Source organism: Leclercia tamurae (assembly GCF_025566055.1).
Lineage (GTDB): Bacteria > Pseudomonadota > Gammaproteobacteria > Enterobacterales > Enterobacteriaceae > Enterobacter > Enterobacter tamurae.
The window spans coordinates 297,167-310,025 of the sequence record NZ_JAMHKS010000078.1 but is presented as its reverse complement, the minus strand read 5'-3'; the positions used below and the strand labels follow the sequence as shown (position 1 = coordinate 310,025).

General features: G+C 58.8%; 13 protein-coding genes and 1 other annotated feature (1 of these 14 only partly in view). Of the genes, 4 read left to right on the top strand and 9 right to left on the bottom strand.

Annotated elements, in window-relative coordinates; all coding sequences use genetic code 11:
• Nucleotides 1–42: 42 nt before the first annotated feature.
• The 4 genes from chuS to M8318_RS21385 are packed head-to-tail and all read left to right on the top strand — an operon-like array spanning nt 43 to nt 3,653.
• Complete coding sequence (gene chuS / locus M8318_RS21400) at nt 43–1,071, top strand: hematinate-forming heme oxygenase ChuS (protein WP_262664409.1); 1,029 nt, start codon at nt 43–45, stop codon at nt 1,069–1,071.
• Entirely contained in the window at nt 1,068–1,889 is an 822-nt protein-coding gene (locus tag M8318_RS21395; protein ID WP_262664408.1) for a heme/hemin ABC transporter substrate-binding protein, read from the top strand. The genes chuS and M8318_RS21395 overlap by 4 nt, the downstream gene beginning before the upstream one ends.
• Entirely contained in the window at nt 1,889–2,881 is a 993-nt protein-coding gene (locus M8318_RS21390) for a FecCD family ABC transporter permease (RefSeq protein WP_262664407.1), read from the top strand. Before M8318_RS21395 ends, M8318_RS21390 begins: the two co-directional genes overlap by 1 nt.
• The gene (locus M8318_RS21385; protein WP_262664406.1) at nt 2,874–3,653 is read left to right on the top strand and encodes a heme ABC transporter ATP-binding protein; all 780 of its coding nucleotides are present in this window, start codon (nt 2,874–2,876) and stop codon (nt 3,651–3,653) included. The genes M8318_RS21390 and M8318_RS21385 overlap by 8 nt, the downstream gene beginning before the upstream one ends.
• Here the strand turns inward: M8318_RS21385 and selO are convergent.
• From selO to pheS, 9 genes are all read right to left on the bottom strand, one after another.
• Nucleotides 3,650–5,092, bottom strand: coding sequence for a protein adenylyltransferase SelO (gene selO, locus M8318_RS21380; protein WP_262664405.1), 1,443 nt, complete (start codon nt 5,090–5,092; stop codon nt 3,650–3,652). The genes M8318_RS21385 and selO overlap by 4 nt on opposite strands.
• Before the next feature lie 61 nt (nt 5,093–5,153).
• On the bottom strand, nt 5,154–5,867 hold the full coding sequence (locus M8318_RS21375; protein ID WP_262664404.1) for an EAL domain-containing protein: 714 nt from the start codon (nt 5,865–5,867) through the stop codon (nt 5,154–5,156).
• Nucleotides 5,868–6,155: 288 nt separating this feature from the next.
• Nucleotides 6,156–6,620, bottom strand: a complete 465-nt coding sequence (locus M8318_RS21370) for an NlpC/P60 family protein (protein WP_106993640.1) — start codon at nt 6,618–6,620, stop codon at nt 6,156–6,158.
• 72 nt (nt 6,621–6,692) lie between these two features.
• The gene (gene btuD / locus M8318_RS21365; protein ID WP_166182235.1) at nt 6,693–7,448 is read right to left on the bottom strand and encodes a vitamin B12 ABC transporter ATP-binding protein BtuD; all 756 of its coding nucleotides are present in this window, start codon (nt 7,446–7,448) and stop codon (nt 6,693–6,695) included.
• On the bottom strand, nt 7,448–7,999 hold the full coding sequence (locus tag M8318_RS21360) for a glutathione peroxidase (protein WP_106993638.1): 552 nt from the start codon (nt 7,997–7,999) through the stop codon (nt 7,448–7,450). The genes btuD and M8318_RS21360 overlap by 1 nt, the downstream gene beginning before the upstream one ends.
• 36 nt (nt 8,000–8,035) lie before the next feature.
• On the bottom strand, nt 8,036–9,016 hold the full coding sequence (btuC, locus tag M8318_RS21355; protein ID WP_262664403.1) for a vitamin B12 ABC transporter permease BtuC: 981 nt from the start codon (nt 9,014–9,016) through the stop codon (nt 8,036–8,038).
• Between the two features lie 101 nt (nt 9,017–9,117).
• Nucleotides 9,118–9,417, bottom strand: a complete 300-nt coding sequence (ihfA, locus tag M8318_RS21350; protein WP_006820203.1) for an integration host factor subunit alpha — start codon at nt 9,415–9,417, stop codon at nt 9,118–9,120.
• A 4-nt stretch (nt 9,418–9,421) separates the two neighbouring features.
• Nucleotides 9,422–11,809 (bottom strand): phenylalanine--tRNA ligase subunit beta, encoded by a 2,388-nt coding sequence (gene pheT, locus M8318_RS21345; protein WP_262664402.1) that lies wholly within the window; start codon nt 11,807–11,809, stop codon nt 9,422–9,424.
• Between the two features lie 15 nt (nt 11,810–11,824).
• Nucleotides 11,825–12,808 carry a phenylalanine--tRNA ligase subunit alpha gene (pheS, locus tag M8318_RS21340; RefSeq protein WP_262664401.1) on the bottom strand — a complete coding sequence of 328 codons (984 nt, stop codon included), beginning with the start codon at nt 12,806–12,808 and terminating at the stop codon, nt 11,825–11,827.
• A gap of 40 nt (nt 12,809–12,848) precedes the next feature.
• Nucleotides 12,849–12,859 (bottom strand) — a sequence feature (Phe leader region); it runs 113 nt beyond the window's last position.

The window sequence follows — 12,859 nt, the reverse complement described above, 5'->3', positions numbered from 1 at the left end:
TGCCCCGGTTCTGCCGGGGCATTTATCCCGAAGGAAGAGAGAATGAATCACTACACACGCTGGCTTGAACTAAAAGAACAGAATCCCGGGAAATACGCGCGTGATATCGCTGCTCTGATGAACATCAGCGAAGCCGAACTGACCTGGGCCCGGGTAGGCCACGATGCGTGGCGTCTGCACGGCGACATCCGCGAGATCCTCGGCGCGCTGGAAGCCGTGGGCGAAACCAAATGCATCTGCCGTAACCAGTACGCGGTCCACGAGCAGGTAGGTACCTTTACCCATCAGCACCTGAATGGCCACGCCGGACTGGTACTCAACCCGCGCGCCCTGGATCTGCGTCTGTTCCTCCACCAGTGGGCCAGCGCGTTTCATATCACCGAGACCACCGCCCGCGGCGAACGTCAGAGTATCCAGTTTTTCGACCATCAGGGCGACGCCCTGCTGAAGGTCTACACCACCGATAACACCGACGTCTCAGCCTGGGGCGACGTGCTGTCGCGCTTTATCTTCGCCGATAACCCGCCGCTGGCGCTGAAAGCTGCCGATCCGGCAGTCAACGTGGCCAGCGCTGATGCGCCAACGGTGGACAGCGAGTGGCGCGCCATGACCGACGTGCACCAGTTCTTCGGCCTGCTGAAGCGCCACAGTCTGACCCGTCAGCAGGCGTTCCGCCTGGTGGGCGACGATCTGGCCTGTCAGGTGGATAACAGCGCCCTGTCCCGGCTGCTGAATAGCGCCCGTGAGGATGGCAACGAGATCATGATTTTCGTCGGCAACCGCGGTTGCGTGCAGATCTTCACCGGCGCGGTCGAGAAGGTGGTGCCGATGAAGGGCTGGCTGAACATCTTCAACCCGGCCTTTACCCTGCATCTGCTGGAGGAGACCATCGCCGAAAGCTGGGTGACGCGCAAACCCACCGCCGATGGCCATGTCACCAGCCTCGAACTCTTTGCCGCCGACGGGACCCAGATCGCCCAGCTGTACGGTCAGCGCACGGAAGGCGAGCCAGAGCAGAGACAGTGGCGTTCACAGATCGACGCCCTGACGGTAAAAGGGCTGGCCGCATGAGAAAACTGCTCGCTGTCTTTGTCGCGCTCCCGCTGGCCGCCTTTGGCGCCGCGCAGGAGAAGATCGTTGCCCTCGGCGGCGACGTGACGGAGATTGTCTACGCCCTGGGGGCCGAAGGTTCGCTGGTGGCGCGCGACAGCACCAGCCAGTGGCCGGAGCAGGTCACCGCCCTGCCGGACGTGGGCTACCTGCGCCAGCTCAATGCCGAGGGGATCCTGGCGATGCGCCCGACGCTGGTGTTAGCCAGCGCCCAGGCGCAACCGTCTCTGGCCCTGAAACAGGTCGGGCAGAGTCAGGTTAATGTGGTGACGGTGCCGGGCAGTAACGCCCTCAGCGTAATCGACGAGAAAGTGCGGGTGGTGGCCCAGGCGACGCACCGCGTTGCACAAGGGGAAGCCTTACGCCAGCGCCTGCAGCAGGAGCTGGCCGCACTGCCCACCTCACCGATCAATAAACGGGTGCTGTTTATCCTCAACCACGGCGGGATGACCGCCATGGCCGCCGGGCAGGATACCGGTGCCGATGCGGCGATCCGCGCGGCCGGTCTGCAAAACGCCATGCAGGGGTTCTCCCGCTATCAGCCGCTCTCCCAGGAAGGGGTGATTGCCAGCCAGCCCGATCTGGTGGTGATTTCACAGGATGGCGTAAAGGCGATGGGCGGAGAAGCGAATCTGTGGAAGCTGCCAGGTCTGGCGCAAACCCCGGCGGGGCGTAATAAACAGGTGTTGCAGATTGACGATATGGCGCTGCTCGGGTTTAGCGTGCGCACTCCGCAGGCCATCGGGCAGCTGCGCAGCAAAGCCGGGCAGTTGCCCTGATGCCTCGCCGGATCGGCTATTCCCTGTGGGGACTGGCAATGGCGCTGGCGGTGATGACGCTGCTGGCCACCGGTTTTGGCGCGTTGCGCCTGCCGGTGACTTTGCTGTGGAGCAACAGTGACGAGGCGCTGCGCCAGATCTGGCTCACCATTCGCCTGCCGCGGGTGCTGCTGGCGCTGGTGATTGGCGGCTCGCTGTCGCTGGCGGGCTGCGTGATGCAGGGGCTGTTCCGCAACCCCCTCGCCGACCCCGGATTGCTGGGGATCAGCAGCGGTGCCGCCTGCGCCGTCGCGCTGTGGGTGGTGTTGCCGATAACCCTTCCCGCTCTGCTGATGCTTTACGCCCCGATGCTGGCGGCCTTTCTCGGCGCGCTGGCGGCAACAATCGTGATCTTCTTGCTAAGCCAGCAGCGGGAGAGTTCGCTCTCGCGGCTGCTGCTGGTGGGGATCGCCATCAACGCCCTGTGCGGCGCGGCGGTGGGCGTACTCTCCTGGGTCAGCAATGACGCCCAGCTGCGCCAGCTCTCACTGTGGGGCATGGGCAGCCTCGGCCAGGCCCAGTGGTCCACTCTGCTGGCGGTCACCTCGCTGATGATCCCCACCGTGCTGGTGATCTGGCGGCTGGCATCGGCCCTGAATCTGCTGCAACTGGGCGAGGAGGAAGCACACTATCTGGGTATCGACGTGCGGCTCGTTCAGCGTGTGTTGCTCCTGTGCAGCGCCCTGCTGGTGGCCGCCGCGGTGGCGGTCAGCGGAGTGATTGGTTTTATTGGCCTGGTGGTGCCGCACCTGATGCGGATGTGGCTGGGCTCCGATCACCGGGCGGTGATCCCCGGCTCGGTACTGGCGGGGGCGTTTCTGCTGCTGATCGCCGATACCGCCGCGCGGACGCTGGTCGCTCCGGCGGAGATGCCGGTGGGATTGCTGACCAGCATTCTTGGTGCCCCCTGGTTCCTGTGGCTAATTTTCCGCCGTGGAGGCCAGCATGGGTGAATCCTTTATTGCTGAAGGCTTGTCTTACCGCGTGGCAGGCCGGGCGGTAGTGCGTGACGTCACCCTGTCGCTCGCCCGGGGCGAGCTGGTGGCGCTGATCGGCCCCAACGGCGCAGGGAAATCGACCCTGCTGCGCCTGTTAACCGGCTTTCTTAAGCCGGATGCCGGGCGCTGTCTGCTGAACGGAAAACCGCTGGCGGGATGGAGCACCCAGGCGTTATCGCGCCAGCGGGCAGTAATGCGCCAGCAAACTCAGCTGGGCTTTGACTGGCCGGTGGAAGCGGTGATCGGGATGGGACGTGCCCCCTGGACGGGGCAGCCTGAGCCGCAGATCGTCAGCGAGGTGATGCAGCTTACCGGCTGTCAGCCGCTGGCCGGTCGTCAGTATGGGGCCCTGTCGGGGGGAGAGCAGCAGCGCGTTCAGCTCGCCCGGGCGCTGGCGCAGCTGTGGTGCGACGGCGCACCGCGGGGCTGGTTGTTTCTCGATGAGCCGACCTCGGCGTTAGATCTTTACCACCAGCAGCATCTGCTGCGCCTGCTGAAGGCGTTGACTGCGCAAAGGAATTTGCACGTCTGCGTGGTGCTGCACGATCTCAATCTGGCCGCCTTATGGGCCGACCGGATTGTGCTCCTGCATGAGGGGGAAATTGTCTCTCAGGGAACGCCGTCGGCGGTGCTGCAGGCTGATGACCTGGCGCGCTGGTACGGGGCGCAGGTTCATGTGGGGCAGCATCCATTGAACACTACCCCCCAGGTGTTTCTCGTCTCTTAGCTTGAGCAACTCACTTCCAGCCGCTTACCCCAGTCAGGTGGGCGGCTGACATAATCATCGCTGCGATCGATAAACGGCGTCCGCAGGGCTTCGTGTAAACGGTGCAGCTCGGCGTAATCCCCTTTCTCCGCCTGCTCAATCGCCCGCTGTGCCAGCCAGTTGCGCAGCACCATTGCCGGATTAACGGCATTCATCTGCGCCTGACGTTCATCATCGGCGATGTTCTCCTGCTGGAGACGCGTGCGATAAGTCGCAAACCAGTCATCAAAGGCCTGCCGGTCGATAAACTCGTCACGCAACGGTGAGGCAGCGCTCTGCTGCTCGGTTTGCCCCAGCATACGGAAGGTGCGGGTGTAGTCACTGCCTTCCCGTGCCATCAACGCAAACAGGGTATTCAGAAGTTCATTGTCGCCCTTCTCCTGAGTCATCAGCCCCAGCTTGCGGCGCATCAGTTTGCCGTACTGCTGCAGCAGCACCTCCTGATAGCCATCCAGCGCGTCGTTGAGGGCGTCAACATCGATAAACGGTGACAGGGACTGCGCCAGACGCTGCAGGTTCCACACGCCCACTGCCGGCTGATTATCAAAGCTGTAGCGGCCCTGATAGTCGGAGTGGTTACAGATATAGCCCGGCTGGTAGTCGTCAAGGAAACCGTACGGGCCGTAATCCATCGTCAGACCGAGGATCGACATGTTATCGGTGTTCATCACCCCGTGAGCAAAGCCGACCGTCTGCCAGCTGGCGATCAGTGAGGCGGTACGCGCTACCACATCCCGGAACCAAAGAATGTATTTATCGGCATCATCCTGCAACTGCGACCAGTGATGCTTGATGACAAAATCCGCCAGCTGGCGAACTTTCTCCGGCTCACGGCGATAGTAGAAGTGCTCGAAATGACCGAAGCGGGCGTGGCTCTGAGCGGTGCGGATCAGCATCGCCCCCTGCTCCATAGTTTCACGCGCCACCGGCGTGTCGCTGGTGACGATCGACAGCGCGCGGGTGGTGGGGATCCCGAGATAGTGCATGGCTTCTGAGGCCAGGCTTTCGCGGATAGTCGAGCGCAGCACGGCGCGCCCGTCGCCCATCCGTGAATAAGGGGTTAGTCCGGCCCCTTTAAGGTGCCAGTCCATCGTTTGCCCGTTGGCAAGCTGCTGTTCGCCGAGCAGGATCCCCCGCCCGTCCCCCAGCTGTCCGGCCCAGACGCCGAACTGATGGCCGCTGTAAACCTGGGCCAGCGGCTGCATGCCCGGCAGCAGGGTTTCGCCGCCAAAGACGCCAGCGCCCTGCTCGGGGCTAAACAACGAGTCCGGGATCGCCAGTTCGGCGGCCAGGGCCGTGTTATGCCAGATCAGGCGGGCATTATTCAGGGGAGTGGGTTGCAGAGCCGTATAAAAACCAGGTAATTCGTCATGCCAGTGCGCGGTAAAAGACAGGGTCATAGGTCCTCCTGCTTTTAGTGTAGTGGGTTTATCAGATGTTAAACACCAGGCAAGAAAAGGGTTATCCCTGCACCAGGGTGGTAATGCGTTCAAGGGGAACGGCAGGCCATAACCCGCCCTGCATGGCGCTAAAGCCAAATGTCGACAGGCGCTGCAGGACAACCTCATCGTCCACGCCCGCCACCATCAACGACTGACAGTAAGGCGAAACCTGAGTCATGATCGCCCGTAATAACAGCTCGAATGTATTATCATTTAAATGCTGTTGAATGAAGTTTTTATCCAGCGCCACACGTTTAAACATGCCATCAAAAATGGCTTTAGTGGAGGCATCCCCGGCGCCAAAATTGCCCAGCACCAGAGGAAAACGCAGGGCAAAGTCCATCAAGGCCGTATTCATATTGCCTTTATTCAGATCCGGATAATTCTCATTAATGCAGAACTCCAGCCACGGATGTTGCTCACCTATTGCAACCCCATTTTCTTCCGTTAACAGGTATTCAACAATGACCGGAGAGATATTTATCCATGCCGTCAGCTGTTGCTGAATAAAAAAGAGTTTGCAGCTGTCGAGCATTGCCAGCTGTTCCTGAAACAGCGTCAGCTCTTGCGCGGGAGACAGGTACGGGCGCACCAGCTCCGTCGGGATACGGACCTGATTATCCACCCCGACAAAGTTCACGACTATTTCAAGACCGGTAAGCACCCCAGAATCCTGTCGCGCAGGGAGTAATAACAATTCAGACTGATAAGCAATATCCAGCATCACAATCATGGCGTCCGACCCGGTTTAAAAACGATACAAGACATCCTGAAACATATGCTGAAGCAATTCAACTTTATGGATTTTAATAAGATTAATTTCATTCGTTCCATTAAATATTCGGATTTTCCTTAGTCCTGAAATAATCTTATCCTGGATACTGCTTAATAGCCAGTTGTCGTTAAGAACAAGAATTGCATCAAATTAATTCAGCGGCTAACTATTTCTCCACAATTAAGGCCGGCTAATGAATTTCATTTTCAGATGAAAGAAAATGTCGCGCCAGGGGGCGCGACAGGACTAAATACGCCGGGCTTGCCAGAAGTTTTTGCGCCAGTAAACGTTATTAAGAGAGGAACGCATCACCCCCCGGCTGGTGGAGGCATGAATAAACTGGTTATCGGTGTCGTAAATCCCGACGTGCAGCCCGCTTTCGCCGGAGCCGGTTTTAAAGAATACCAGGTCGCCCGGGAGCAGATCGTCTTTATCAATTTCGGTGCCGATAGTTGCCTGCTGGCGGGTTTCGCGCGGCAGCTTGAGCGCAAACCGATCGCGGAAAGTCAGCAGCACAAATCCCGAACAATCAATTCCGCCACGCGACATGCCGCCGTAGCGATAAGGGGTGCCGCCCCAGTTATGCAGCTGATCGTTCAGGCCTGCAATCACGGCGATAGAATCAGACAGCCGCGCATTCGGCGGCGGTGCGCGATGGCTGCTGCATCCTGCAAGAAATAGCGCGGCCACAAGGAGAAAACAGAATCGCATTCCTGACGAATCCTCTGATTTTTTGTGCTTTCTGTAATTTAGCCTGTGAATATGTCGCTCTGCAACAAGCGGTTATTCCTGCGATGTCGAAATGATCATTCTGTGACCTTCGATATCCAGCCGACGGAAGGACATGTCGTAGGCTTTGGCCAGATTCGGCGGCGTCAACACGCTGTCGCGCGTGCCGCTGGCGATCAACTGACCCCGTTTCAGCAGCCAGACACGATGGGCGTGGCGCAGCGTGTGATTCAGATCGTGGCTGCTCATCACCACCGCAATGCCCTGGCGGGAGAGCGCGCTTAACAGCCGGTCGAGCGCCACCTGCTGGGCGACGTCGAGACTGTTCATCGGCTCGTCCAACAACAACAGCTGGCCGTGCGGGTTGCCGCTGGGGTGAATTTGCAGGATCACCGCAGCCAGCCGCACACGCTGCCACTCCCCGCCGGAGAGCTGGCTGACGTGTCGCGACAGCTTATCCTCAATCCCCAGCGCCGCTGCTACCTCGCTTAACAGCGTTTTTTGCTGACTGTCGTACTGATGCAGCGTCAGATAGTGCCAGACCGGCATGGCGAAGGGCGCAGTTTGCTGCTGCGCCAGATAGGCCCTGCGGCTGGCCAGCGACGCGGAGGACCACCGGGAAAGGGATTCACCCTGCAACAGGATTTCGCCCTGCCCGGCGCTCAGCCCGGCCATACGCGAAAGCAATGTGCTTTTACCTGCCCCGTTCGGGCCGACCAGGTGCAGGATCTCCCCCGCATTCACCTGGGCGGAAAGCGGCTGCAGACGCCCGTGTTCCGCCACGCCATTGAGCTGCATCAGAATCGACATTACTTCGCGAGTGCCAGCTTAATCGCTTCCATCAGGATCGGGTCCTCAGGCGTCATATCCGGCGCAAAACGCTGGACCACTTCACCATCGCGGCCAATCAGGAATTTTTCGAAATTCCATAAGATGTCATCCGGATAGAGCGGCGCGCGGCCTTTGCTCGCCAGGCGCTCATAAAAACCGCTGCTTTCAGGCGCGACAGCCACCGGTGCGGCGGCAATCAATTTTTGATACAGCGGATGGCGCGCTTCGCCGTTGACTTCGACTTTGCTGAACATCGGGAAGGTGATGCCATAGGTGGTGCTGCAGAAGGTTTTGATCTCCTCTTCGCTACCTGGCTCCTGGCCGAGGAACTGGTTGCACGGGAAACCCAGCACGGTAAAGCCATCCTTTGCCCATGCTTTGTGGATGTTTTCGAGCTGCTCATACTGCGGCGTCAGGCCGCATTTCGATGCCACGTTCACTACCAGCAGTACCTGGCCTTTGAACTCTTCCAGGGTGGTGGTTTTGCCATCAATGGTCGTTACTTCAGTGTTCAGAATATCGTTCGGCATAGCATTCTCTCAGGTTGTGGTTCAGATGGGCTGTACTTAACGTCCGGCTTTTAAGAGTAGCCAGATAAACACGGGTGCGCCCAGCGTTGCGGTCACTACCCCAATGGGCAGCTCCGCGGCGTTGAGTGCCAGGCGCGCGATGATATCAGCGCAAAGCAGCGTTGCACCCCCTGTCACTGCCGCAGCGGGCAGTAACAGCCGGTGATCGGTAATACCACACAAACGCAGCATATGGGGGATGACAAGACCGATAAATCCAATCGCGCCAGCCAGGGCCACGCTCACCCCCACCATCCAGCCGATAGCGACCACCAGCGTGTTGCGCCAGAAGGTGAGCGGCAGGCCGAGCTGGCGGGCGGAAATCTCCCCCAGCACCAGAATGTTCAGCGGCGCGGCCTGAAAGCAGGCCCAGACGATGGCTGGTGCCAGCAGCAGCATCAGCCAGCCCTGCCCCCAGTCCACGCCGCCGAAGCCGCCCATCATCCAGTACATCAGCTGACGCAGATCGAAGGCGGTGGAGAAATAGACCGCCCAGGTCATCAGGGCGCTACAGATGATCCCCAGCGCCACCCCGGCAAGCAGCAGGCGGCTCACGGAGAGATGACGACGGGCAAAACGCAGCAAAATGAGGGTAATGATCAGCGCCCCGACGATGGCGCAGAGGCTTAAACTCCAGCCCGATAACGCCCCGCCACCGAGCATCACGGCAGCAATCAGCCCGACCCCGGCGCCGTTCGAGACGCCTAATAACCCCGGCTCTGCCAGCGGATTATCGAACAGGGCCTGCATGATGGTTCCGCTAAGCGCCAGCGCCGCGCCTACCAGCACCACGGCCAGGGTGCGCGGGAGACGGATTTGCCAGATAAATAGCTCTCCCCGGGGAGTAAACCATGCCTCAGGCCCGATCCACCGATCGCCCGCGCACAGGCTCACCCCCAGCGCGATCACCAGCGCCAGTGACAGAAAGAGCAATTTACGCAGATCGGAGCGGTACTGCTGACGGGCAAATTCGGGCATCGGAGTCATTTTGCGTGTGAATGATGTAATTGATTTTACGGCGGGTTTACAGCAGCGCAAAGAAAAAAGGCCGCATCAGCGGCCTTTTTGGTTAGATCATATCACTCTGCTTTGGGTGAAGCGTTTTCGACACGGCTTTTTAACTTCTGGCCGGGTCTGAAGGTCACCACGCGGCGGGCTGTAATGGGAATATCCTCACCCGTCTTCGGGTTACGACCCGGACGTTGATTCTTGTCGCGCAAATCAAAGTTACCAAAGCCGGAGAGTTTTACCTGCTCACCATTTTCCAGAGCGCGACGGATCTCTTCGAAAAACAGCTCAACCAGCTCTTTGGCATCCCGTTTGCTAAGCCCAAGCTTATCAAACAGATATTCGGACATTTCAGCTTTTGTAAGCGCCATAGGTTCAATCCCTCAATGATGCCTGGAATCGCTCTTTTAATGCCTCTACACATTTGGCGACGGTAGCGGCAATCTCCTCTTCTTCGAGTGTACGGCTGGTATCCTGAAGGATCAGGCTGATAGCCAGGCTCTTAAAGCCCTCTGCTACGCCCTTGCCGCGGTACACGTCAAATAAGTTTACGCCAACTACCTGATTTACGCCAACTTTCTTACATTCGGCCAAAATATCTGCGGCAGGCACATTTTCAGCCACCACAACCGCGATATCACGACGGTTCGCCGGGAAGCGAGAAATGTCCTGAGCCTGAGGAATGACGCGGTCTGCGACCTTGTTCCACTCCAGCTCAAACGCCAGCGTACGGCCATTAAGATCCAGCTTGCGCTCCAGCTCTGGGTGCACAACACCAATGAAACCAACGCGTTCACCTTTCAGATAAATCGCGGCGCTCTGGCCCGGATGCAGGGCTGGAATAGCTTCAGCACGGAACTCAATTTCGGACAATTTACCGGTCAGATCGAGCACCGATTCCAGATCGCCCTTCAGGTCGTAAAAATCGACGCTGTTTTTGCTCAGATCCCAGTGCTCTTCATAGCGGTTGCCGCAGATAGCGCCTGCCAGCATCAGATCCTGACGAATGCCCAGATTGGCCTGCGTATCAGGCACAAAGCGCAGACCGCTTTCGAAGATGCGCACACGGCTCTGCTGACGGTTCTGGTTGTAGACGATGGTGTTCAGCAGGCCGGTCAGCAGCGACAGACGCATGGCGGACATTTCGCTGGAGATTGGGCTTGGCAGGATCAAGGCTTCCTGGCCCGGGTGGATCAGCTGCTGCACTTTCGGGTCAACGAAACTGTAGGTGATCACTTCCTGATAGCCTTTGTCGTTCAGCATGGTTTTGACACGCTTCAGAGAGAGGTCGGCTTCACGATGGGAACCCATCACCAGGCCAGCCTGCACCGGCTCATCAGGAATGTTGTTGTAGCCGTAAACACGGGCCACTTCTTCCACCAGATCTTCTTCGATCTCCATGTCGAAACGCCAGCTCGGCGCCACGGCGGTCCACTGGTCCTGACCTTCAGTCACATCACAGCCCAGACGGCGCAGAATGTCGCTCACCTGCGCATCGGCAATGTGATGGCCAATCAGGCGATCCAGCTTGCTGCGACGCAGAGTGATGGTCGCAGGCTTCGGCAGATGGGCTTCGCTGGTGACATCAATCACCGGACCGGCTTCGCCGCCGCAGATGTCGATCAGCAGGCGGGTGGCACGTTCCATCGCTTTGTACTGCAGGGCCGGATCCACGCCACGCTCATAGCGGTGAGACGCATCGGTATGCAGACCATGACGGCGTGCGCGGCCGGTAATGGACAGCGGGCTGAAGAAGGCACACTCCAGCAGCACGTTCTGGGTTTCATCATTCACGCCGGAGTGGTCGCCGCCGAAGATACCGCCCATCGCCAGGGCTTTGCCGTGATCGGCAATGACCAGGGTGTCGGCATTCAGTTTGGCTTCGTTGCCGTCCAGCAGGACCAGCGTTTCACCCTCTTTCGCCATGCGCACGACGATCCCGCCTTCGATACGATCTTTATCGAACGCGTGCATCGGCTGACCCAGCTCCAGCAGGACGTAGTTGGTCACGTCAACCACCGCATCGATAGAACGGATGCCGCAGCGGCGCAGCTTCTCTTTCATCCACAACGGCGTTGGCGCCTTAACGTTGATACCTTTCACTACACGGCCCAGGTAGCGCGGACAGGCGTCAGCGGCTTCAACCTGAATTGGCAGGGTGTCGGTGATAGTGGACGCAACAGGGGCGATCTCAGGCGCGTTCAGTGCGGTCTGGTTCAGTACCGCCACGTCGCGGGCCACACCGATAATGCCTAAGCAGTCGGCACGGTTCGGGGTGACGCTGATCTCGATAGTATTGTCGTCGAGCTTCAGGTATTCGCGCAGGTCGGTGCCAATTGGCGCATCCGCTGGCAGCTCAATGATGCCGGAGTGATCGTCGGAAATACCCAGCTCGGAAAACGAGCACAGCATGCCTTCAGACGGCTCACCGCGCAGTTTTGCCGCTTTGATTTTGAAATCCCCCGGCAGCACCGCACCAACGGTCGCCACGGCCACTTTCAGGCCCTGACGGCAGTTTGCCGCGCCGCAGACGATATCGAGCAGGCGTTCGCCGCCCACGTTAACTTTGGTAACACGCAGTTTGTCTGCGTTCGGGTGCTGATCGCACTCCACGACTTCACCGACAACCACGCCGTTAAAGGCGCCGGCAACCGGCTCAACGCCGTCCACTTCCAGGCCTGCCATGGTGATCTGGTTAGAGAGCGCCTCGCTGTCCAGCTCGGTGTTCACCCATTCGCGTAACCACAGTTCACTGAATTTCATTGTTCTGTCCTGCCCTTATTTAAACTGTTTGAGGAAACGCAGATCGTTTTCGAAGAAAGCGCGTAAGTCGGTCACGCCATAACGCAGCATGGTCAGACGCTCCATCCCCATACCGAACGCAAAGCCGGAGTACACTTCCGGGTCAATGCCGACGTTACGCAGGACGTTCGGGTGCACCATGCCGCAGCCCAGCACTTCCAGCCATTTGCCGTTTTTACCCATCACGTCAACTTCTGCGGACGGTTCGGTGAACGGGAAGTAGGATGGACGGAAACGAACCTGCAGATCTTCCTCAAAGAAATTGTTCAGGAAATCGTGCAGCGTGCCCTTCAGGTTGGTGAAGCTGATATTTTTATCGACGATCAGGCCTTCCATCTGATGGAACATTGGGGTGTGGGTCTGATCGTAGTCGTTACGATAGACACGGCCCGGGGCGATGATGCGGATCGGCGGTTCCTGCTCCTGCATGGTACGGATCTGAACGCCAGAGGTCTGGGTACGCAGCAGGCGGGTAGCATCAAACCAGAAAGTGTCGTGGTCAGCACGAGCCGGGTGGTGGCCTGGGATATTCAGGGCATCGAAGTTATGGTAATCGTCTTCGATTTCCGGGCCAGTCGCCACGGTAAAGCCGAGCTCACCGAAGAAACTTTCAATGCGATCGATAGTGCGGGTGACCGGGTGCAGACCACCGTTCTCAACACGACGCCCCGGCAGGGAGACATCGATGGTTTCGGCAGCGAGACGTGCGTTCAGCGCGGCGCTTTCCAGCGCGTTTTTACGCTCGTTCAGTACCTGCTGAACCTGCTCTTTGGCTTCGTTAATCACCGCACCTGCAGCCGGGCGCTCTTCTGGCGGCAACTCACGCAGGGTAGTCATTTGAAGGGTAAGGTGCCCTTTCTTGCCCAGATATTCGACGCGGACGTTGTCTAACGCGGCAACATCTGAGGCCTGGTTAATGGCGGCCGTTGCACTGGCAACCAGCTCTGCGAGATGTGACATGGTTTTCCTCGTTATGTAGCGATATTTACAAGCGTCAGATACGAAAAAAGC